18 protein-coding genes and 1 pseudogene are annotated in these 22,234 nt (G+C 71.5%); 6 read left to right on the plus strand and 13 right to left on the minus strand.

Annotated features, from left to right (window positions below; genetic code table 11):
- Positions 1-74: 74 nt before the first annotated feature.
- Positions 75-4,466, minus strand: a complete 4,392-nt coding sequence (locus ACIBK5_RS03300) for an FtsK/SpoIIIE domain-containing protein (RefSeq protein WP_399016229.1) — start codon at positions 4,464-4,466, stop codon at positions 75-77.
- 264 nt (positions 4,467-4,730) lie between these two features.
- Here ACIBK5_RS03300 and ACIBK5_RS03305 point away from each other — a divergent pair, with 264 nt between their 5' ends.
- A complete protein-coding gene (locus ACIBK5_RS03305) occupies positions 4,731-5,696 on the plus strand; it encodes a hypothetical protein (RefSeq protein ID WP_399015613.1) in 966 nt (321 codons plus the stop codon).
- Here the strand turns inward: ACIBK5_RS03305 and ACIBK5_RS03310 are convergent.
- The 3 genes from ACIBK5_RS03310 to ACIBK5_RS03320 form a co-directional block, all read right to left on the minus strand.
- A complete protein-coding gene (locus ACIBK5_RS03310) occupies positions 5,678-6,157 on the minus strand; it encodes a sigma-70 family RNA polymerase sigma factor (protein WP_399015615.1) in 480 nt (159 codons plus the stop codon). The two genes, ACIBK5_RS03305 and ACIBK5_RS03310, sit on opposite strands and share 19 nt — an antisense overlap.
- A gap of 242 nt (positions 6,158-6,399) precedes the next feature.
- Complete coding sequence (locus ACIBK5_RS03315; RefSeq protein WP_399015616.1) at positions 6,400-7,152, minus strand: LamG domain-containing protein; 753 nt, start codon at positions 7,150-7,152, stop codon at positions 6,400-6,402.
- Positions 7,153-7,283: 131 nt separating this feature from the next.
- Positions 7,284-7,961: a uracil-DNA glycosylase gene (locus ACIBK5_RS03320; RefSeq protein ID WP_399015618.1), complete on the minus strand. Its 678-nt coding sequence runs from the start codon at positions 7,959-7,961 to the stop codon at positions 7,284-7,286.
- 108 nt (positions 7,962-8,069) lie between these two features.
- Here ACIBK5_RS03320 and ACIBK5_RS03325 point away from each other — a divergent pair, with 108 nt between their 5' ends.
- A complete protein-coding gene (locus tag ACIBK5_RS03325) occupies positions 8,070-9,071 on the plus strand; it encodes an N-acetylglucosamine kinase (RefSeq protein WP_399015620.1) in 1,002 nt (333 codons plus the stop codon).
- A gap of 125 nt (positions 9,072-9,196) precedes the next feature.
- Positions 9,197-10,120, plus strand: coding sequence for a sirohydrochlorin chelatase (locus ACIBK5_RS03330; protein WP_189724164.1), 924 nt, complete (start codon positions 9,197-9,199; stop codon positions 10,118-10,120).
- 105 nt (positions 10,121-10,225) lie between these two features.
- Here ACIBK5_RS03330 and ACIBK5_RS03335 read toward each other — a convergent pair whose 3' ends face one another.
- The 3 genes and pseudogenes from ACIBK5_RS03335 to ACIBK5_RS03345 form a co-directional block, all read right to left on the minus strand.
- Positions 10,226-11,254: a lactonase family protein gene (locus ACIBK5_RS03335; RefSeq protein WP_399015623.1), complete on the minus strand. Its 1,029-nt coding sequence runs from the start codon at positions 11,252-11,254 to the stop codon at positions 10,226-10,228.
- Positions 11,255-11,350: 96 nt separating this feature from the next.
- Positions 11,351-11,920 (minus strand): annotated as a pseudogene (locus tag ACIBK5_RS03340) (FUSC family protein); the annotation flags it as partial.
- Positions 11,921-12,068: 148 nt separating this feature from the next.
- Entirely contained in the window at positions 12,069-13,568 is a 1,500-nt protein-coding gene (locus ACIBK5_RS03345) for an FUSC family protein (protein ID WP_399016231.1), read from the minus strand.
- A gap of 552 nt (positions 13,569-14,120) precedes the next feature.
- Between ACIBK5_RS03345 and ACIBK5_RS03350 the strand changes: the two genes are divergently transcribed.
- A complete protein-coding gene (locus ACIBK5_RS03350; RefSeq protein WP_399015625.1) occupies positions 14,121-14,534 on the plus strand; it encodes a hypothetical protein in 414 nt (137 codons plus the stop codon).
- 50 nt (positions 14,535-14,584) lie between these two features.
- Here the strand turns inward: ACIBK5_RS03350 and ACIBK5_RS03355 are convergent, their stop codons facing one another.
- From ACIBK5_RS03355 to ACIBK5_RS03380, 6 genes are all read right to left on the minus strand, one after another.
- Positions 14,585-15,781, minus strand: a complete 1,197-nt coding sequence (locus ACIBK5_RS03355; protein ID WP_399016232.1) for a phosphatidylserine/phosphatidylglycerophosphate/cardiolipin synthase family protein — start codon at positions 15,779-15,781, stop codon at positions 14,585-14,587.
- A gap of 53 nt (positions 15,782-15,834) precedes the next feature.
- A complete protein-coding gene (locus ACIBK5_RS03360; protein ID WP_399015628.1) occupies positions 15,835-16,248 on the minus strand; it encodes an ATP-binding protein in 414 nt (137 codons plus the stop codon).
- Positions 16,249-16,354: 106 nt separating this feature from the next.
- Positions 16,355-17,197 (minus strand): RNA polymerase sigma factor SigF, encoded by an 843-nt coding sequence (locus tag ACIBK5_RS03365; RefSeq protein ID WP_399015630.1) that lies wholly within the window; start codon positions 17,195-17,197, stop codon positions 16,355-16,357.
- A gap of 121 nt (positions 17,198-17,318) precedes the next feature.
- Complete coding sequence (locus ACIBK5_RS03370; protein WP_399015632.1) at positions 17,319-17,837, minus strand: STAS domain-containing protein; 519 nt, start codon at positions 17,835-17,837, stop codon at positions 17,319-17,321.
- Complete coding sequence (locus ACIBK5_RS03375) at positions 17,719-18,828, minus strand: B12-binding domain-containing protein (RefSeq protein WP_399015634.1); 1,110 nt, start codon at positions 18,826-18,828, stop codon at positions 17,719-17,721. The genes ACIBK5_RS03370 and ACIBK5_RS03375 overlap by 119 nt, the downstream gene beginning before the upstream one ends.
- Complete coding sequence (locus ACIBK5_RS03380) at positions 18,825-20,441, minus strand: PP2C family protein-serine/threonine phosphatase (RefSeq protein ID WP_399015637.1); 1,617 nt, start codon at positions 20,439-20,441, stop codon at positions 18,825-18,827. Before ACIBK5_RS03380 ends, ACIBK5_RS03375 begins: the two co-directional genes overlap by 4 nt.
- 281 nt (positions 20,442-20,722) lie before the next feature.
- On the opposite strand from ACIBK5_RS03380, the gene ACIBK5_RS03385 reads away from it, so the two are divergent.
- Both ACIBK5_RS03385 and ACIBK5_RS03390 read left to right on the plus strand, forming a co-directional pair.
- On the plus strand, positions 20,723-20,926 hold the full coding sequence (locus ACIBK5_RS03385) for a hypothetical protein (RefSeq protein WP_399015639.1): 204 nt from the start codon (positions 20,723-20,725) through the stop codon (positions 20,924-20,926).
- 395 nt (positions 20,927-21,321) lie between these two features.
- Positions 21,322-22,212: a universal stress protein gene (locus ACIBK5_RS03390; protein ID WP_399015641.1), complete on the plus strand. Its 891-nt coding sequence runs from the start codon at positions 21,322-21,324 to the stop codon at positions 22,210-22,212.
- Positions 22,213-22,234 lie beyond the last annotated feature (22 nt).

The following is a 22,234-nucleotide window of genomic DNA, read 5'->3' on the forward strand; positions in this document are numbered from 1 at the left end:
GCTCCCGCCGAACTGACCGGCGGGAGCCCTCTGTTGTGTCCGGACGGCGTGTCCGGACGGCGTGTCCGGCGGGGTCAGGCAGGTGTGCCCGGCTCCGCGATCACCGTCTCCGGCACCTGCACGGTCCGCAGCACCCCGTCGCCCAGGTGCAGGATCGCCCGGCCCGGACGGGCCGCGCCCAGCCGGCTGCGGGGCACCTTGACGCCGATCAGTTCGCCGTCGCTCATGTTCTGCGGCTTCAGCAGCAGCCCGCACCGGTTCCGGCGGGCCTCGGTGTGCCAGCCGGAGAAGCCGGAGGAGAGCCGGTCGGTCTGCCCGGCGACGACCAGCCCCCGGCCGGTCTCCGTACCGGACTTGGAGATCTCCGTGAGGACCGGCTCGGCCTTCGTCTTCAGCAGCAGGTCGGCGTCGTCGAGGAGCACCACGGCCCCGTCGGACGAGGAGGCCAGCGCCTCCTCCAGGGCCGTGGGATCGATGTCGGACTCGTCGAACACCGCGAGCACGCCGGGCCGTCCTGCCAGGTCGCGCAGCGGCGACCGGGCGGGGGCCCCGATCACGACCGGGGTCCCGGAGGTGAGCAGCGACAGGGCCAGCGTCGCGAGGACGGTGCTGCGCCCGGACCGGGCCGGGCCCGCCACCAGGAAGGTCGGCGTCACCGAGAAGTCCGGTCCGGAGGCGGTCAGTTCGTCGCCGCCGACACCGGCCAACGCCCACCGCGGGTGCGGCCACGGCTGTGGCGCGTACCCGGCCGCCTCCTCCCAGGTGAGCCGGTCCGGCAGGGTGTCGACGCGGAACGGCCGGGTGGCGGCGGGCAGGTGAGCCGACCGTTCACGGCACTGCTCGGCGATCCGCTGGAGCGCCGCGGCCTGCGCCTGGCCGCCGGGGTCGTCCGTGAGGAGCGCGATCTGCACCTCCGCCTTGTCCGCGGCGCGCAGTGCCCGGCCCGGCGGGATCTCGTCGGGCACCTTCCGCTGGGTCACGCCGATCATGCCGTATTCGGACTTGTCGTTCAGCTTCAGTACGAGCTTGTCCTCGGTGGAGTTGCCGACCCGGCTGGAGAACAGCGCCCGGTCGCCGGTCATCACCAGGTGGACGCCGGCGCTCGCGCCGTCCCGGAGCAGGGTCTGCACCCCGGACAGCAGGTTCCCGGAGTCGTACTCGCCGAGCTGCTTGTCGAAGACCTCCCACCGGTCGATGAACAGCACGATGTGCGGCGGCCGTTCGTCCTCGGGCAGCGCGCGCCTCAGTTCCGTCAGGTCGGCGCTGCCGCGGGCGGCGAGCATCTCCTGCCGCCGGGCGAGCTCCGCCGTGAGCCGGGCGAGCAGCCGGGCCACCCGGTCCGGCTGGGTGCGCTGGGTGACGGCGCCGACGTGCGGCAGCCCCTCCATGGCCAGCAGTGCGCCGTTGCCGCAGTCGATGCCGTACAGGTGCAGCTGGGCCGGGGTGTGAGCGAGGGCCAGCATGCCGGCGAGTGTGCGCAGCGTCTGCGACCGGCCCTGCCGGGGCGAACCGACGACGTGCAGGTGTCCGAGTGTCGCCGGGTCGAGCACCAGGGGCAGCCGGGCCTGTTGGGCGGGCAGGTCCACCACGCCGTACGCGACGGGCGCGAGGTCGTAGTCCGAGGGCGGGGGCGGTGGCAGTTCGCCGGTGACCAGCTTCTCGGGCAGCGGCGGCAGCCAGGGGCTGTGCTGCGCGGGGATGCCCATCTCCCGGTCCGCTTCGCGGATCGCCTTGACGAGGCCGGTGAGGTCGGTCTCCACCTCGGAGGGGGCGACCGCGCCACGGGGCCGCGGCGGGAGCGGCTCGCCGAGCCGCTCCCAGCCGACCGTCACCGCCCAGGGAGCCGGCAGCGAGGTCGCCGCGGCGCCGGGTCGGCGGCCGCCGACCCGGCCGGACTGGAACGGCACGAGGGAGTTCTGGCCGAAGCGCACATAGGCGCGGCCGGGTGTGCCCTGCGAGATCCCGGCGGCCTCGGGGGAGTTGAGGACGTCCTGGCTCTCGCCGGAGTCCGTCACCCGGAGCGCGATGCGCAGGTTGGTGTTGGCGCGGATCTCCGAGGAGACGACACCGCTGGGGCGCTGCGTCGCCAGGATCAGGTGGATGCCGAGGCTGCGGCCCCGCTGCGCGATGTTGACCAGGCCCTTCACGAAGTCCGGCAGGTCGCGCACCATCGAGGCGAACTCGTCGATGACGATGAGCAGTCGGGGCATCGGGGCGTGACCGGCCGCCGGGTTCCGCTCCAGCAACTCGACGTAGTCTTCGATGTCCTTGGCTCCGGCCGCGGCGAGGATGTGCTCGCGCCGGGTGAGCTCCGCCGTCAGCGACACCAGGGCCCGCTCGACGAGGTGGGCGTCGAGGTCGGTGACCATGCCAACGGTGTGCGGCAGGTCCACGCAGTCCTTGAACGCGGAGCCGCCCTTGTAGTCGACGAGGACGAACGTCATCGCGTCCGGACGGTTCGCCACCGCGAGCGAGGCGACCAGCGTCTGGAGGAGTTCGGACTTGCCGGAACCGGTGGTACCGGCGACCAGCCCGTGCGGGCCGTCGCGCCTCAGGTCCAGATGGAACGGGCCGTCCAGGGAGACGCCGACGGCCGCCCGGGTCGAGCGGCCCCCGGCGTTCCAGCGGGCCCGGACACCGGCCGCCTGCGGCGGGTCGAGGGCGAGTACGTCGAGCAGCCGCGCGGAACCGGGGAGCACCGCGGCCTCCTCGTCGGCCCCGCCCGGGTCCCGCAGCGGGCCCATCGCGCGGGCCAGCGAGCGGCACCAGTCCAGGGACACCGCGTCGGGCCGGACGCCCCCGACGGTGTCCCGCCCGGAGCGTCCCACCCGTACGGTGCCGCCGGGCTCCTCGACGACGACGGCGTGGCACTCCTCGGGCAGCAGCCGCTCCTCGGCGTCGAGGCAGACCGCGCGGACGCCGACGGACGGTCCGTCACGCAGGATCTGCGCCACGCCGGGCAGCGAACGCAGCCTGCGGGCCCCGTCGAGGACGACGAGCACGTCCGGTCCGGCGGACCTGCCGCGCCGGTTCTCCCGTCCGGCGCGCTCGGCGATCAGCGCGGTCAGTTCGGCGACGCGGCGGGCGCAGGTCTCCGTGCCGTAGCCGATGCTGGCCGGTGTGTCGCCGGTCTTCTTCCGCACATGCGGCAGCCAGCGCAGCCAGGACCAGCCGTCCCGGCCCGGGCCGCCGGTCGTCAGCAGGTGGATCTGGAGGTCACGGGGGCTGTGCAGGACGGCGGCCTGGGCGACCGCCCACCGTGCCACGGAGCGCGCGGCCACGCCCTCGCCGGCGATGCCCAGGACGTCGTGCTCACGCAGCGCGACGGTCACCGGGACGTCGTACGCGGTCCAGGGGTCCTGGCGGCGGTGCTCGTCCTTGGTCGGGTCCTGGAGCACCACATCGGAGGGCAGGTCGGCGGTCCCGACGCGCAGTTCCAGGAAGTCGGCGTCGGTGGTGCGGCGTTCCCACAGGCGGTGCCGGGGGCCCACGGCGGTCAGGACGACCTCGGCCGGGTCCGGGAAGCCGCGGCGCCGGGCGGTGCGTTCCACCGTCAGGGCCTGCTCCGCGTCACCCTCGATGCGCGCCTTCTTCTCCTCGTAGGCGGCGACCGACTCGGAGTGGGACTCGCGTCCGGTGCGTCGGCTCATCATGTAGTTGCCGACGATCACGACCGGGGAGAGCAGCCCGAACAGCAGCATCGTCCAGCGGCCGAGAACCAGCGCCCCGGCCACCGCCATCACCAGCGGGGCGGCCGCGGCGAGCCACGGGAGCGGCCGGGCGGCGGGCGGCGGGGGCGGGGAGGGCAGGGTGAAGCGGGTGGCGTTCTCGGCCGGCCGCAGCCGTGGCGGACGGCTGTAGTCCCAGCCGGTGCCGTCCTCCGACAGCTCCACGGCCGCGTCCGGCCGCTGCGGCAGGGCCAGTTCGAGCAGGCAGCCGCCGGCGAGGAGCTGTGCGCCGGCCGGCCAGGCGGTGGCCTCGGCGAGGTCCTCACGGTCCAGTTGCAGGGTGCCGCCGTCCGGCGCGGACGCGTCGCGCGCCACGCGGCAGCGTCCTCCGGGACCCACCGTCAGTACGGCGAGCGGGCGCTCCGGTACGGTGCGCAGCACCTGGGCGGCCCCGTCGCGTGCCAGCCCGATCCGGTACTCGCCGATGTCGAGCCGGTGCACCGCGCCCGCGCCGGTCCCGCCGACCGCTCGCACCTCCGCCAGTCCGTCCGGTTCGGCGTGCGAGGCACCGGCCGGGCGGCCCAGGCCCACTACGGCGGCGTGGTGGAGCGGCGCGTCCCGCAGCCGCATGTCCGCGGGCAGCAGCCGGTCGCCGACGTACAGGCCGAGGCCTTCCGGGGGCCGGGCGACGCCTCCCGCCCCGGCGAGCGCCTCCGCGACACCGCCCACGGGCGTGTCGGGGTCGGCGTCGAGGTGGACGTCGAACGCATCACTCTCCCCATCGACCACGGTCAACATCAACGACACGAAACGTCCTCCAGCCAGGGTGTTTGCGGGGGCGCGGGGGCCGTGCTCGGCAGCTCTCGCGCCACTGACTGGGCCTACGGCGCCCGCCCGCGGATGGTTCACGGGCGTGCGGCCACGGGGTGGTGAACCGTCTGCCGGTGGGCCCCGTAGACGCCTGGGGGTGCTCGGCTCCGCGACTCCGCCGCGGTGCCGCCCCTCTCCCCTCGCTTTCGACCGTCCCGGCTCCGCCGCCGGGTCCCGACAAGGAGTCAGAAGATGATCTGGTGGTACGTCCTGGCCGTGGTGCTGGGGCTGGCGCTGATCGGAGCGGTGGCCGCGCTGGTCGTCACCGAGCGGCAGCCCCGCCCGCCGAAGCCCGACGCCCCCTCGGCCGCCGTCGAGGGGCAGGAGGCGCTCGACGTGGTCGACGCGGGCCTGCGCCGGCTGACGGGCGAGTGCCTGCGCTCGGGCCGGTCGCTGCCCGACATGTACGCCGTCGTCTGCTCCGAGGAGCGACTCGGGCTGCTGCTGGCCGGCGCGGAGGAGGACGCCCCCGCGCCCTGGACCGCCGAGGCGGACGGCGAGCGCTGGACGGTCTCGACCGACGCCCTGCGCCGCCCCGGCCCGGAGGGCGAACCGGCCCTGCCCTACGCGCTGACGGTGACGGTGGGTCTTGACGGCACCGACCGGGTGCTGGTCGACCTCTCCCGGGCGTCGGGGCCCGTCTCCGTGGCGGGCCCCGACGAGGAGGTGCGCGGTCTGGCGCGGGCCGTCGTCACCGAGGCGCTCTGCGGCCCGGTGGGGGCTCTCGCCGAGGTCACCCTGGTGGGTTCGGTGGCCGGCGAAGGGCTCATCGCCGACGACGTGCCGCAGGCCTCGCGTCTGCACACCGCGGCCAGCCTGGAGGAGGCGTTCGCCGTGGCGGCCGCGGCGGGCCCGGTACGGCCGGAGCCCGGATCGCCCGACGTCACCCAGGTCTTCCGGCTGATCGAGGGCAGCAGCCGGGTCGCCGTCCAGGGCGAGGCGCCGCACCTGTTCGTGGTGGACGCCTCACAGCTCCCGCGGCGGGAGGGCGCGTTGGACGGCCTGCGGCGCGGGGACGCGCTGCTGGTGCTCGGTGACGCGCCCGCCGGGTGGCGCTGGCGGGCCGGTGACGGCGGATCGCTCGACACCGGCCCGCTCGGCCTGGAGATCACCCGGCATGTGGGGCGTCTGGCCGAGTCTCACCCGGCGTCGCGGTAACGGCCGTCCGCGTACAGCCCTCGGCTGTACAGCGCCTCCCGCAGGGCGCGGGAGGCGTAGAACGTCCGCGACTTGACCGTGCCCGGCGGGACGCCGAGGACTCTGGCCGTCTGGTTGACGCTGCGCCCCAGGTAGTGGACGTGCATCAGAACCTCGCGCTGCGGCGGCCGCAGATCCCACAACGCCTCTAAGAGCACCTGGGAGGTGAGCATGCGGTCCACGTCGTCGGACACCGTCGGGTGGGCCAGGTCCGGGTCGCCGGTCTCCGCCGGTCTGGCCTGGCGGGCCCGGAGATCGTCGATGACGAGGTTGCGCAGCACGGTGAACAACCACGGCCGCGCCGCGTCCGTGGTCGGGTCGATCTCCCCGGCGTGCCGCCAGGCGCGGATCGCGACCTCCTGGAGGACATCCTCGGCGCGGTGCCAGTCGCCGTGCAGTCGCCGTGCGGCGAAGTGCAGCAACGCGCGGCCGTGAACCTGGTAGAAGGCTCTGAGGAACTCCTCGGGGCGGAGTTCCGCGGTGGGGGGACGGGTTGTTCGGTCTTCTTCGGTCGAGGTTTCGGTCGAAGTGCTGGCCGACAAAGGCCTTATTCCTCTCCTGTCGCCTGTGGGGCGGCGACGGTGAACGCGCCCCGGTACCGCCGTCGTTCCGGCGGCCGGGGCGCGTCAGTCCGGTTCGCGGGTGTCAGTCCGGCTCGCGGGTGTCAGTCCGGCTCGCGGGCGGAAAGCGAGTCCACCTCACCGGGCGTCAGTTCCCGGTCGTAGACGTGCACGTCGGAGATGTCGCCGTTCCAGTGGTCGGCGGCCTCACCCCCGATCTTGCCGCGTCCGATCACCACGTCACCGGTGGGCTTCTCCTTGCTGGAGGCCTCTCTGCTCCCCGCGAGTCTGCCGTCCACGTAGATCCGCAACCGGTGGTCCTTGTCGCTGTACGTGCCGGTGAGGTGGTACCAGCGGTCGGTCTGCGGCCGCTCGGTCTTCTCCGCGACGGTGCGGGCACCGGGGAAGCTGAACGCGAAGTTCTCGTCCTGGCCGGAGTACTGGAGAAAGAACGTGCTGATCCCGAGGCCGTCCTGGGAGACGGCGGTGTGGAAGCCGTTCGTGGAGGTGAGCCGCACCCGTGCGGCGACCGAGTAGTCCGCGCCGGTGGTGTCGACCGGAGAGGTGGCGTCCACGTATCCGTTGCCGTCCAGCCGCAGGGCGCCGCCCTCGGGACCGTCGTCGGTCCACTCCACGTCGCCGCTGACGACGGCGTCGTGCTCACCCGCCTTCGCGGTGCCGGACCGGTGCAGGGGCCACCACCCCGCGCCGCGCAGCGACTCGGCACTCGTGTCCGGTGTGGCCCGCTGCTCCTTGGACTCCCCGGGTTCCTGCCCGCGCACCAACTGGGTGACGACGAAGGCCAGGGCGACGGTCAGTACGGCGATCGTGGTGATGAGCGACCATCTGCGCGTCATGATGCTCCCTGGCACGCGCGGTAAAGCAATGTCACTGGTGATCAACTGTCCGTTCTGGAAGTAGTTTGACGTACCACCAAAGTGTGACAGCCCGATGTGAACACCCGTGCAAGCGCCCCGGACACCCCGGCCTACGGCAGGCGCCACTCCACCGGCGCGCTCCCCTGCCGCAGCAGCAGATCGTTGGCCCGGCTGAACGGACGCGAACCGAAGAAGCCGCGGTCCGCCGACATCGGCGAGGGATGAGCGGACTCGATCGCCGGGAGGTCTCCCAGAAGTGGCCGCAGATTGCGCGCGTCACGCCCCCACAGGATGGACACCAGTGGCTTGCCGCGACCCGCCAGGGCCCGGATCGCCTGCTCGGTGACCTCTTCCCAGCCCTTGCCCCGATGCGCGCCGGGCTTGCGAGGGGCGGTGGTGAGCGCCCTGTTGAGGAGCAGCACCCCTTGCTGCGACCACGGCGTCAGATCGCCGTTGGAAGGCCGGGGCAGCCCCAGGTCCGTATGCATCTCGCGGAAGATGTTCTCCAGGCTGCCCGGCAGCGAACGCACCTCGGGCGCCACGGCGAAGCTCAGTCCGATGGCCATCCCCGGCGTGGGGTAGGGATCCTGACCCACGATCAGGACGCGGACGTCGTCGAAGGGCTGCTGGAAGGCCCGCAGGACATTCGCCCCGGCCGGGAGGTAGGTCCGCCCGGCCGCAATCTCGGCCCGCAGGAAGTCCCCCATCACGGCGATACGTCCGGCCACGGGTTCCAGGGCCTTCGCCCAGCCCGCTTCGACAAGTTCATGCAAGGGTCGTGGTGCCACAGCGCGTCACCCTACTGGCACACAGGCGGTCCCCGCACAGGCACGGAACCCTCCCGCGCGGGCGCCGCCCTCGGGGCTACTCTTCCTTCCGAGAAGGAGGGGAGCCCGTTGCGTCCAGTGACCGTGACCGGGGCGTCGGAGGGATCCGCGTATCTCGCCGTCGACTCCGGCGGATCCGGGCTGCGGGCGGTGGTGGGAACCGCCGAGGGCGGGCCGCTGGCCCGGCGGGAGTCGGCGGATCCGGTCCGCACGGGCGACCGGGGCATCGACCCCGAGGACTTCATGGCGCGGCTCATGCCCTTGGTCCGCGCGCTGACCGCGGAGGCCGGGCCGGTGCGGTTGACCGCCGTGGTCATCGGGGCCACCGGGCTCGCCTCCCTGGGTGACGCGCTGCGCGCCGAACTGCCGGGTGCCCTGGCCCGGGAGCTGGGCGTGCGGAGGATCGCGCTGGCCGCCGACGCCGTGACGGCGTACACGGGTGCCCTCGGGCCCCGCCCCGGGGCCGTGATCGCCGGCGGTACGGGTCTGATCGCGATCGGCACCGACCTGACCGGCTGGCGTCGCGCGGACGGCTGGGGGCATCTGCTCGGCGACTGCGGGGGCGGTGCCTGGATCGGGCGGGCCGGTCTCGAGGCGGCCCTGCGCGCCCATGACGGACGCGAGGGCGGCTCTGCCCGGTTGCTGGCGAGCGCCGAGGAGGTGTTCGGGCCCGTGGCCGGGCTGCCCGGCCGGTTGTATCCGCGGCCCGACCGGCCCGCCGTCCTCGCCTCCTTCGCACCTCACGTGGCCGCCTGCTCCGAGGGGGACCCCGTCGCGGCGGACATCCTGCGCGTGGCCGCGCGGCACATGGCGGACTCCGCGGCAGCCGTGTGCCCTTCCGGCGGTGCGCCCCGTGTCACCGTCACCGGCGGCCTGTTCAGGCTGGGCGACCCGCTTCTCGGGCCTGTGGACGAGGAACTGGCGCAGCGGCTCCCCCACGCACGGCGGGTACCGGCCGAGGGCGACCCGCTGCACGGCTCCGTGCGCCTGGCGACCGAGCTGAGCACCGGTCCCCTCACGCTGCCGGGTGACGAGACAATGCTGTCCGTGACAACCCTTTCGGGCGAATAATCCGACCCGCATGATCCGTACGTAACTCAATCCGTACGTAACTCATCAGACAAAACCGGACGTATACCGCTCACCTGCACCCTCCCCGAACAGGAGAGCCCAGGAAACCAGTAACATGCGGCGCCATGAGTTCCCCCACTGGACCCGAGTCCGGCCTGCCAGTACGAATGCCGCGACCCCGCCAGCCGGGACGGCACCGCCGCCCCGAGCCGCTGGTGGCTCCCGAGGGCGCGCCCGCGCTCGTCCTCGCCGTGCCGGGCACGCCCAGTAGCGCCACGCGCAGCCTCGCCGAGGAGGTCGTGAGCATCGCCCGCTCCGAGCTGCCCGGCCTCGACGCCCGCATCGGGTACCTCGACGGGGACAACGCGGAGTTCTTCACGCTCCAGGCCGTGCTCGCGCACGCCGCCGAGGAGCGCACCGCCCGCTTCGAGCAGGCGCGTGCCGCCGGCATGGACGTCAGGGAGCCCGACGGGCCCGTCGCCGTCGTCGTGCCGCTGCTCGCCGGCCCGGACAGCGCGCTGCTGCGCCGCGTCCGCCAGGCCGTCATGGAGAGCCACATCGCCGCGGAGCTGACCGATGTCCTCGGCCCGCACCCGCTGCTCGCCGAGGCGCTGCACGTGCGGCTCTCCGAGGCCGGCCTCGCCCGCGCGGACCGCGCCCGACTGTTCACCGTGGCGACCGCCGCCGACGGCATCGTCCTGGCCTCCGTGGGCGGTGACGAGGCCGTGCAGGCGGCCGGGATCACCGGCATGCTGCTGGCCGCGCGCCTGGCGGTGCCGGTGATGGCCGCGGCCCTGGACCAGGAGGGCTCCATCGCGTCCGTCGCCGAGCAGCTCCGCTCCTCGGGCTCGCAGCAGCTGGCCCTCGCGCCGTATCTGATCGGCCCGGAGATCGAGCCGGGGCTGGTCGAGGAGGCGGCCAAGGAGGCGGGGTGCTCCGCGGCGGAGTCGCTCGGGCCGTACCCGGCGATCGGAAAGCTGGCGCTGGCGAAGTACACGACGGCGCTGGGCATCACGCCGCAGCAGGTCCAGCAGACGCCGGTCCGCTGACGCGACCTGGGGGACGCTGTCCGGGTGCGGGTGCGCTGTGGCTCGTCGCGCAGTTCCCCGCGCCCCTTGTGGGGGCAAGCCCCCACAGGCCCCCATAAGCCCCGATCAGCCGATGATCACGCAGGACGCCGCCGTCACCCTCATCGAGCCCCCTCGTCGCGGGATGCCCGTGCGCGGGTCGGTGGCGAACCAGGTCACGTCGCCGGAGCGTTCGTTGGCCACGTACAGGAAGCCGTCGGACGCGGTCAGGGCGCGTGGCCAGTGGCCGCCGCAGGGCACCGTGGCGACCAGGCGCAGTTCCTCCCCCTCGACGGCGAACACGGACAGGACGTCCTCGCCGCGGGTGGCGGTCCAGACGAAGCGGCCGTCGGGTGAGGTGACGATCCCCGAGGGGTAGGCGTCGCGCGCCGGTGCGCCCGGCAGGACCGGGGTCTCGGTCAGCGGTGTCAGGACGCCTTCCGCCGCGTCCCAGCGGCAGACGGTGACGGAGGGGCTGAGTTCGTTGACGACGTAGGCGTAGGAACCCTCCGGGTGGAAGGCCAGGTGGCGCGGTCCGGAGCCGGGCCGCAGGGCGCTCTCCCGGTGCAGGACCGGAATGCCGTCGGCCAGCGTGCACACCCGCACCGAGTCGGTGCCCAGGTCGACGCTGACGGCCCAGCGCCCGCTCGGGTCGGGCTGCACCTGGTGGGCGTGCGGCCCGTGCTGGCGCGGGGTGTGCGGGCCCCCGCCGGTGTGCCGGAGCACGCCGGAGGCGGACCGCGCGAGAGTGCCGTCGGGCCGGACGGGGACGGCGGTGACACTGCCCGAGCCGTAGTTGGCGGTCAGGACGTGTCCGGCGTACAGGCCGAGGTGGGTCGGCCCGCCGGCGTCGACCGGCACGGGTGGTCCGGCCGGCTCGGGCTCGTCCCCGGTCACGCGGTAGGCGGCCACCGCGCCCGCGGCCGTCTCACTGACCGCGTACAGCGTGTCCCCGTCGGGCGAGAGGGCGAGGTAGGCCGGGTCGGGTACGGCGTTCACGCTGCTCAGGAGGGTCAGCGCGCCACTGGCGGGGTCGACGGCCGCCGTCACGACGCCGGGGCCGCCGGCCGCCGTGAACGACCCGATGAACGCCCGCCGTCCGCTGCCGTCCGCCATCGCTGTGCCCTCTCGTCCTTGAGCCGTCCGGAATGACCGCGCGTCGATCATGCGCGGTCTAGACCAAAGGGTCAAGAGGGTGTGGCGGCCCGTCGCTCAGGCGCCGGCCAGCGGGGAGCCCGACGGCGTCCGCAGCGGCCTGGCGAGCTCCGCGAGGGCCCGTTCCAGGCCGTGCAGGTGCGCCAGGACCGGTTCCGTCGCGGACGGTCCGTCCGGCTGGACCAGGACGTCGCCGCCCTCGGTGAGGGCCTGGACCGCGATCTCCACGCGCCGGCAGGCGGTGGCCAGGCGGGCGTCGTGGGAGGCCTCCGGGTCGGCGGCGACGGCGACCAGACCGCGGACCTCACGGGCACAGTCGTCGAGCAGGGCGAGCACGTGCCGGGCCCGCCGCTTGCGGCCGAGCATCGGGTTCAGCGGGTGCACCAGCGGGGCGACCGAGAGCCGCACCCTGGCGAGCAGCTGCTCCAGCTCGGCCACCCGCGGGGCCGGGTCGGCGTCCGCGGCACCCGCCAGCCGCCGGGCCGTCTCGACCGTGCAGGCGTGGACACAGCGCAGGGCCCGCTGGATCCAGGCGTCGGTGACGCTGTGCGTGGTGACGGGCAGGAGGAGGATGACGCCGAGCGCCCCGACGCCGGTCTCGGCGAGCCGCAGGGCGAGCAGGCCGGGGCACCGGCCAGCGGTCACGCGTAGCACCTTACCCACGGCATTCCGATCACCGACGTCGCCGAGTGAGTAGGACACAAATCCATCGATGTCACTCACCGGACCTATCGGCACCTCGTGCCGGATCGTAGGCCAACTCCCTTCCTCCCGTTCAGGAAGGGACAAGCGGAGGGCGCGGAGAGGACCCAAGCGGCATAGCCAGCTCCGACAGAGCCTTCTCCAAGCCGCGCAGATGTACGAGGGCCGACTCCGTCTCGTCCTGCTGAGGCATCTCGCCGCCGGCGGACGCCACTCGCCCGCGCCCCAGGTCGCTGACAGTGAGTGCTGCCACCGCTCCCTCGACGCGCCAGCAGGCAGCGGCCAGACGGGCATCGTGCGACGCGACAGGATCGGCGGCAATGGACACCAGACCCCGCACTTCGCGTGCACAGTCGTCAAGCAGCTCGATGACCTGGCGGGCACGGGCTTTCCGAGCGCGGAAGGGGGCCAAAGGGTGCATCAACGGGGCGAGTGCCATCCGTACCCGGCCGAGCAGCAGTTCCAGTTCGGCGGCGTGCGGGGCAGGGTCGCCCTTCGGATCCCCAGCGAGGCGAGCGGTCGCTTCGGCCGTGGCAGCGTGGACGCAGTGCAGTGCCCGCCGGATCCAGGCATCGTTCGTGGCGTGCGTGGTGACCGGCAAGACGAGGGCCACGGCCAGCGCGGCACACAGTGCGCCCACACCGGTCTCCGCGAGACGGAGCTCGAGCAGGCTGGGGTCCAGCACGCCCAGCAGGCCGTACATCAGGCTGACCATCACCGTCACCGCCAGCATCATCCATGAGTAAGAGACGGCGGCGGTGTAGAAGATGCCGAAGACACAGACGGCAACCAGGGCGGCAGTGGGCGCGGGTGCGCCATGCAGCGGGATGGCGACCAGCAGGCCGATGGCGATGCCGATCACGGTTCCGAAGACTCGGCGGAAACCGCGGACCAGGGTTTCGCCGCGAGAAGCCGTGTTGACGAAGATCCACCAGACAGTACCGACGGCCCAATACCAGCGCTCCTCGGAGAGCAACTGTCCGACCAGAAGCGCGAGTGTCGAGGCAGCAGTGGCCTGGAAGGCTTGCCGGGTAGTGGGCCGCGCCAACCCGCGGCCGGGCAGAGCGGGCGGGGCTGCCGCAGGTGGGGTGTGACGCTCGATGGGCCAGAGCAAGAAGCGCGTGGCGCCGGCCGTGGAGAGGGCCAGGCCGACAGCGGTGTACAGCTCGGGCAGCTGAGCGGGCACCGCATGCAGGAACTGCGTGATGAAGAAGTTCATGAAGGCGAAGATCCCGAGCGCATGACCCCGCGGGCCCCAGCGGCGGGCATAGACCCCACAGAAGACGACGGCCAGGAACGCGGCGTCACGGGCCGGGGTGATTCCGTGCAGTGCGGTGGCAAGCGCCAGCACGGGGAATCCCGCGATGGGAAGCAGGGCGGTGGTGATCCGCTGGTCACGGACGGTCGCATCGGTGACCGTGAAGAGGGCGAGCAGTGCCGCGAGTCCTGCGGTGATCGATGCGGTGAGCGATAGCCCGCAGAGCTCGGAAACGGCGACGGCGGCGGCGACACCGATGACCGCGCGGGTCGCGTTCCGCAGCCTCAAGCGCCCCGGGTCCGGAGCCACGAACATCCTCTTCACGGCGGTGCGCCGCCCCCCTTGCAGTGGTACGCGCCCTACCCGCGGTCGTCCGGGGTGGCGGACAACGGGCAGGCAAGACGAAGGCACCGCGGTCCGGACCGGCCTCGTCGCCGTCCAGCGCTACGCGGCGCCGCAAGTACATGGATAGGGCATAGATAACCACCTGGGGCCCACTGGCTCAACTGTCGAGCCAATGAGTGTGCCAATGGCACAGCTGATCAGCCTCGATTCCGACCGTTGGGAGGCCAATGGAACAGGCCTTACCCAGGCCGGCTCAGCTCGCAGCCATTTTGATGGCTTGCGGACAGTGCACTTGTCAGCAGGGGGACGGGCCGCTCCCAAGCAATCCGGCGACGGTACCGCTGCGGCCTTGTCACCGGGGCTGCAATGATCACCGTGGCTTTCGTGGGAACGCCGCCATCTCGACTCTGGGGGCTGAAATCGACTCGTGGCAGGAGCTTTCGGCGCGGGTGGAGGAGCGGCTGAAGGCGGTGTCGTCCGGCGAACGCGGCGTTTTCGCCGCTGGGGTGGCGGAACGACTACATGCTCAGCGAGTTCTGCCACAACGACGGTCAGGACGGACCAGACGATGCGGACGAGCCCGCCGCGGCGGCAGCTTTGTACGCCGCGCATGCCCATCTGTTCAGCTGCCAGGATTTCGCCGTCTGGACCAGCCGACGGGCTGTGGAGGCTGTTGATCAGCGTCTGGAGTACCTGGCCGAACACGAAGAAGACGAGGTTCCCGACCCGGACGAAGCGCTGGCTTCCGAGCTTCAACGGCAGCTACAGGATCTTGATCTCATCGTGCGTTACTCAAAGGAACTTCGTTACTCCAACACGGGATTGCCTGTCGACACGTCGATCCGACTCCGTGTGGAGCTACGCGCCCCTCTATCCAGACAGCTTCGGGGTCGTCTCCTAAGAAGGCGAACACCTTGGACGGAGAACAGTGGATGACGACGTCTGCGGGCGCCTGGGCCAGATTGCCCGGCGCGCGGAGTTCGGCGTCAAAGGTAGCGGCGAGTGGGCCGGACAGCAGCTTCGCGGGCCCGTTGCAGCACGGAGCGCCTTCTCCACCGCCCGGCCCGCATTCGTTCACTGGCAGCGATGTCCGCTTCGAAATGAGCATCGATGGTACCGGTGAAGTCATCGTCCAAGACGGCGAGCATGACTTCCTCGTCGTGGTCGAGGGAGCGCCGGTTGAAGTTGGTCGACCCGACAAGGGTTGCCGTGCGGTCCACGGTGATGACCTTGGCGTGCATCATGGTCGGCTGGTACTGGTAGATCTTGACCCCGCAGGCAAGCAGATCCTCGTAGAAGTGTTGTCCGGCCAGTTGGCAGACCCGCTTGTCGGTGTGCGGTCCGGGCAGCAGGATCTCCACCTCCACACCACGCCGGGCAGCGGCGCACAGCAGCTCGATGAAGTAGCCGTCCGGGGAGAAGTAGGCGGTGGCCAGCCGGAGTCGCTCCTCAGCCGACTCGATGATCACTCGGATCAGGGTCTGCATGTCCTGCCAGCCGAAGCTGGCCGAACCGCGCACCACCTGCACGACTGCCTCGCCCTGCGGGCGGTGGCTGGTAAACCGGTCGCGGTTGTCGAAGAGTTCGTCGTGGCATTCGGCCCAGTTCTGCGCGAACGCCGCCGCGATGCCGTCCACGGCCGGCCCGCGTACCTGAATGTGGGTGTCCCGCCATTCCTGTGGATTGCGGGCGTCGCCGCACCACTCCTCGGCGATGCCCACACCGCCGGTGAACGCCACCTGTTCGTCCACGACCAGCACCTTGCGGTGACAGCGGTGATTCTGCTTGAGCGGCGACAGGTACAGCGGCTTGCGGAACCAGGCCACCTGCACGCCCGCCCGGCCCATCTCCGCAAGCAAGTCCTTGTCGATCAGCCGGCTGCCGAAGCCGTCCAGCAGCAGCCGCACCCGGATCCCGGCCCGGGCCCGATCCGCCAGTGCGTGCGCGAACTCGCGAGCGATGGCGCCCTTCCAGTACACGAACGTCATCATGTCCACCGTGTGCCGGGCGGAGCGGATGGCCTCGAGCATCGCCGGGAAGATCTCGTCACCGTTGCGAAGGGCAACGAGTGCGTTGCCCTCGGTGGCCGCGATGCCGATGAGGCGTTCCAGCCGGCGCCGTATCCGCACCGCTCTCTCATCAGGGGTGCTGCCGCGGCCCATGCGATCCGCGGGCTCCGTCATGTCCTGAGTGCTGGTCATTCCTGCCCCTCAGCCGTCGCCGGCCTGTTGTCCGCTCACTCTGCGTGCTCCGTATGGTCCGTCCGTGCGGGCTGACCGCGGGTGTCCTCCGCCGTGGGTGGCAGGCGGAAGCAGGCGGTGACCGACTTTCCATAAGGACAGGGGCGGGCCTCCCAGTCGTCGGCGAGGGCGTTGACGAGGAACATGCCCCGGCCGCCGAGGCGGTCGCGGGTTGGTTCGCGCGGTGTGGGCAGGGCGGCGTCATCGTCGTGCACGGTGGTGTGCAGGCACTGGCCGTCCCAGGTCATCACGAGCCGGGCGGTGGAGTGGGCGTGCACATGTGCGTTGGTCACCAGCTCCGAGATGGCCAGCAGGACATCGTCCATGGTCCGTGAGGAGCTGCGAGACCAGGCGAGGGTCTCCAGATACTCGCGCGCCCAGTCGCGTGCCGCCTTGGGACCGCTGCTCATCGGGATCGAGTGTGCCCAGGCCACTGCCCGCACTGACGCCTGCTCCACATCTCCTCCTCGGCCAGGATCGTGCCCCTGCCGTGCATACGACTGGGCACGCTGAAGCTCAAGCGCTGGTGAGCATGCCGTCGCGCAGGCGGGCCAGGAGGCGGGCGATCAGGCGCGAGACGTGCATCTGCGAGCAGCCGAGGCGTTCGCCGATCTCCTTCTGGGTGAGTTCCTCGACGAAGCGCCAGTGAAGGATCTGCCGGTCGCGTTCGTCGAGTTCGGCGATCATCGGGGCCAGGGTCTGGAAGTCCTCGACCAGTTCGAGGGCGGTGTCCTCGGTGCCGATGAATTCTGCCAGGACCGTTTCGCCGTCCTGGCCGGTATTGACGGCCGCGTCCAGGGAGGCGGAGTTGTAGCCGTTGGACGCCAGACGGGCCTCGCGGACCTCCTCTTCCGGCAGGCACATCAGTTCGGCCAGTTCCTTGGTGGTCGGCGTGCGGCCCAGCCTGCTGCGGAGTTCCTCGGTGGCGCGGGTCAGCTGGGCACGCGCCTCCTGCAGGCGCCGGGGCACGTGCACGGCCCAGGAGGTGTCGCGGAAGAACCGCTTGATCTCTCCGGCGATGTAGGGCACCGCGAAGGAGGTGAACTCGACCTCACGGGTCAGCTCGAACCGGTCGATGGCCTTGATCAGACCGATCATGCCGACCTGGACGATGTCCTCCATCTCGCCCGGACCGCGGCTGCGGAACCGGCCGGCCGCGTAGCGGACGAGGGACATGTTCATCTCAATCAGTGTGCTGCGCGCGTACTGGTACTCGGGCGTGCCCTCTTCCACTACGGCGAGCTGTTCGAAGAACAGCTTCGACAACTCCCGCGCGTCCTGAGGCGCGACCTTCGAGGGGTCGGCTATGTCCGGCAGGCCCGTGGTGGTCTCAGCGACAGCGTGCACGGTTGTCGTCATGATCTGTTCTCCCAGTCGGCCGACCTCTGCGATCGTCGGCCCGGGCCGACGCAGCGGCGTCTACCCCGTTCTCGGCCGCGCACGCTCGGGGCCGTGTGAGTTCGCTGCGCGGGGGTGCTGTTCAGTTCTCCGAAGCGGCTTCGGCACCATCGGAGAATCCGACGGCCGGGGTCGTCAGGTGCTCGTAGGTGCCGGTGAGGTGGAGCAGACGTCGTAGCACCGGGCCGGTGTTGTCGAGATGGAACAGGACGCCGTTCTCGCAGGCGTTGCGGTGGATCTGCAACAGGACCGTGAGTCCCATGGAGTCGACCATGTCGAGCTCTCGGCAGTCCAGCCGGAGGTGCCGCACCTCGTGATGCGCGCGCAAGGTCTGTAGCACCTGGCCGAGAGCATCGTCTGCGACCTCGTAGTCCAAGTCACCGACCAGGGCTACATGCAGCTCATTCGGACCGGTGGCGGGCAGAATCCGGACGATCTCTGTCTGAGGGGAGGGAGGCACGGGCGTTTCCAGCGTCTTGGGGTCAGCAGTGGGAGGCGAGCGTGTTGCGTCCGGCGGCGATGATGCCGCAGGCGCGGGGGAAGTCGCGCAGTTGCTCCTCCAGCAGGTCCAGGGCCGGCAGCAGGGAGTGAGCCGGGACATGGCGGGCGGTCAGGATCTCGCCGGTCCAGGTGAGGAAATGGGTGAAGAGGTCTTCGTCGTCCACGTACAGCGCCGCGGCCAGGAACTCCACGATGCGGGCCAGGTCTTCGGCGGTGCGTTCGCGCTGGTCGTCGTCGTAGTCGTTCATGGCGGGGAAGCGCTGTTCCAGGCCCCGGAGGGTCTCGCGGACCAGGATGCGGGAGGTCTGGGTGACCAGGGTGTATTCCTGGTCGGACAGGTGCGGCAGGTCGTCGATGGCCTGGTGGGGTGCCCGGGGCCGGGGCAAGGGGCCGGCGGCGAGCCGGTCGGCGGCGGCGCGGGCTTCGGGCGCCCAGGCGTCGGCGCCCAGTTGACGGGCGTATCGGCCGTCAACGCCGAAAGCGAGGCCGCCGACCATGACCGGTGTGCCGACGGCCTGTACGGCGGTGATCGCGGCGTGGGCCACCGGCAGGCGAGGGGACAGGGCGGCGGACAGGCACACCGCGTCCGCGCCGGTGCGGTGGATGTGGCTGATCAGGTGGGCGGTGGGCACCTGGGCGCCGAGGTAGCCGACCTGCCAGCCGCGCAGCCGCAGCGTCTCGGCGAGCAGGCGAGCGGGCAGCGCGTGCCACTCCTTGTCCACGCAGGCGATGGTCACCCGACCCTGGAACGTGGCGGGGCGATCGGCGGACAGGGCGGCGATGACGCGGTCGTTGATGGCGGTGGCGGCATGCTCCTCGGCGACGCTCATGCGGTTGGCGGCCCACTCGATGCCCACCTTGTGCTGGACGGCACCGATGACCTCCAGCAGCACCGTCTCCGCGTTCAGCCCGGCCTCCAAGGCATTGCCGACGACGTCGAGGGCGGTGTACTCGTCCGCGGCCTGGACACTGGTCCAGAGCTTGTCGGCCCACGCCTCGGCCCGCTCGTCCTGCTGGTGGGAGGCGAGCCGGGCGCCGATGTGGTGCCGTACGGGCTCGTCGTTGCGGTTCGGGGCGGGGGTGGTCGTCATGCGGTGTACCTGCCTGGAGTTGTTCCGTCCACGGCACTGAGATGCGCGCCCCGGGGTGCGGTGATGGCAAGGACGGCGATGTCGTCGTGCCGCCCGTCGCCGATCCATGCGTCGGCCAGCATCTGGATCCGTTCGACGACGGCCTCGGCGGGCATGCCGGCACACTCCGCGAGGGCCCTCTTGAGGCGCCGCTCCCCGAACATGGCGTCCCCCAGCGGCCCGCCCTTGGCCTCGGTGACGCCGTCGGTGTAGAGCAGGCACGTCTCCCCCGGTGCGAGCCGTACCTCGGCAGTACGGGAGTTGATCGTCGGCAACGCGCCGATCAGAGTGCCGGCGGTGTCGGCCTCCTCCACCGTGCTGTCCCGGCGCACGATCAGCGGTGCGGGGTGACCGGCGGAGGTCACCCGCAGCACGACGTCACGGTCCTCCCGGCGGGTGGAGGCCAGCACGAGCGTGGCGAAGCGGATGCTGCCGCTGCCCCGCAGGGCGTTGTTCAGCAACCGCAGCAGCCTGGCGTGGTCGTCGGCCATCGGCAGCAGGGCCTGCACCGTGTTGCGGATCTTGCCCGTGATCACGGCGGCTTCCAGGCCCTTGCCTGCCACGTCGCCCAGGACGGCGAGGGTCTCGGGGCAGTCCTCGCTCGGCGGGTGGACGTCGTAGAAGTCCCCGCCGATGCGGTCGGTGTCCACGCTGGCCCGGTAGCCGCCGGCGAACTCCACGCCCTCGACCTGACGCAGTGAGGGCGGAAGGAGCTCCCGCATGAGGATGTCGGTGATGGTGTTCTGCTCGGCGTAGAGCCAAGCCGCCGACATCGCCGCGCCGGCCCGGGCGGCGAAGAGTCCGGCGGACGCCTCCTCCGACTCGCTGAACCGCGTCTCCTGCTCCCGGCGCAGCAACACCAAGGCGCCGGCCGCGACTCCGTGACCCGGCAGCGGCGTGATCACCAGCGAACCGATCTCACCGAACCCTTCGGGAATCAGCCAGTCGGCCGCCGTGGCGGGGTCTATCCAGCGCGAGGGCACCGGGGGGAAGCCGCGCAGCGCCTCGGCCAGTCCCGGCACCGTCTCGGCCTGGGCGGGGACAGTGGTCCGCGTGATGCGGGCCTCGTGGTCACAGACGACCACGGGCAGTTTCCTGGCCCTGGCGGGTGCGATGACCAGTGCGGCATCGGCCAGGTGTTCGGCGGCCAGACGCGCGATGATCTCCATGCACCGGTCCAGGTTCAGGGACGCGAGCAAGGCCGTTGAGGCTTCGGTGAGAAAGCGCGCACGTTCACGTTCGGCCTTCAGCTCTTCCGTGACCGACCGGTATGCGGTCTCTTCCACCAGCCACCACGCCGTGCCCCCGCCAGGAAGCACGGACGGGTGCGCGGAGAAGAAGCGACTGCCCACCATGCCGTTGGCAGTCGTGGCGCCAGGAGCACGATGCACGGCGGCGAGCCACTCGGGCGACGTCAAAGGCTTCTCGGTGCTGGCGTCGGGCATGAGAGCAGAAGCCGCGTCATTGAGCTCCACCACCCGCCCGGCGTCATCCACGACCACCACCGGATACGGGGCAGCGGCCGCAGTCACCACGCTCGCGGCGCCAGTGCGGGAGCCATCCACTGAAGTCATGAACGAGGGCCCGGTACTCAGGCCCTCACCTCACACGACGAAACGTTGTCATCAGGCAAACATCTCTCACGTGTGGGCTCCTCTGCAACCGCCCACCATACGGCCTCCTTGCAGGTCTACACTTTCTTCACCGAAACAACGGCAGTTGCCGACGCCCCGAGCTGACCACACCTTCAAGGCCCTCCCCGACGCCGTCCACGCCCCCTGCGCACCAGCGAGTCCTACGGCCTCCCGGACGGGGACGCGGCCGTCCAGGAGTACCGTCGGCTGCGTCGGAGGCGGTGGCCGGACGCACCGCTGCCCATCCGGACACGGAACTGCACCACGAGGGCGTGCGGGGCCACCCGGTACAGGTCCTTGCCAAGGCATCCGTACACGCCCTCGGCCTGGTCGTGGGCACCCACGGCCACGGCGGCTTCACCGGCATGCTGCGAGGGACACCGAGCAAGTGGGCCTGCCGTCCCCGAGGGTGGCGGCCCTGCTGAGGAACCCGCCGATCAGCGCCGGCGTCGATCGGGTGAGCGGTGGTGAGCCTGTCGTACAGGAGCTTGTCGGTCCTGCCGAAGTCCAATGCCGGGTAGTCGCCGTTGTTGCCGGACGCGCGCTGAACGGGATCTTGTGCGCGTAGCGAAAAGGGACCGCACATTGCGCAGCACCCGGGGCGATCGGTCGGTCCCTGCCACTGCCCGGTCGACGCCCGGTAAGCCTTGGATGTCGGTCGTTCGGAAGTGTCGTTGGACGGGCCCCGGGCCCCCGCGGCAGAACCCGCGCTCCACCTCCGGTGCGGACGCCGGAACGGTCCTGCCATGGAACAGTGGAACAGTGGCGACACGGGCCGTGCGGTTCCTGCCGAGGTGCACGCCAAGCGAAGGAGGACGCGATGAGTCACCCTGTGCTGGCGGGAGTCGACGGGTCCGCAGACAGTTCGGTGGCAGCCGTCCGGGCGGCGCGAGAGGCCTCGCTGCGTGGCGTTGCACTGCGCTTGATCCATGCCTCCCCACCGCTTCCGGGCAACGCCGTCACGGTCACGGCCATGGACAGGCTGCGCCACATGGGTGAGCGGATACTCCGGCGGACGGTCACCGACCTGAGCGACCGTTACCCGGACCTCGAGATACGAGGCGAGCAGGCCGATGACGCCCCGGCCTCGGCACTCCTCTCCGCCGCACGCACCGCCGGGCTCCTCGTCGTCGGTACGCGGGGGACGGGCGGCTTCGACGGCCTCGTGGTCGGCTCGGTGGCCTTGAGGATGGCGATGGCAGCTCCTTGCCCCGTCGTATTGGTTCCCCAAGGGCACGCCGGCGCATTCGGAGAAAGGACGCACGCGACACACGGCACCGACCAGGTAGTCACGGGGTTCGATGCTCATCGCCCGGTCGGTGAGGTGGCGGACTTCGCGTTCTCGGCAGCCGAGGCACGGGGAGCACGTCTGCGGGTGGTCCAGGCATGGGCCTTTCCCGCCGACGCCGTGTCTCCCCGGACACTGGCGGTGACCGAGGAGGACCGCGCCACGTGGGAGGACCAGGAGGTCTTGCAGCTCTCCGACGCCCTGCGCGCGTGGCAGGAGAAGTATCCGCAGGTGACGGTCCGTACCGACGTCATGCTGCTCCACCCCGCCGAAGCGCTCCTGAACACGTCACGCGGCGCGGAGCTGCTCGTCGTGGGCCGCCGTACCGATCCACAGGCGGTCGAGGGCAGACTGGGGCCTGTCACCCACGCAGTGCTGCACCACACCCGCTGCCCGGTGGTGGTCGTGCCGCACGATCACTGAGGGCGGATCAGCAAGTCTGATG

The organism is Streptomyces sp. NPDC050546 (assembly GCF_044457425.1).
Lineage (GTDB): Bacteria > Actinomycetota > Actinomycetes > Streptomycetales > Streptomycetaceae > Streptomyces.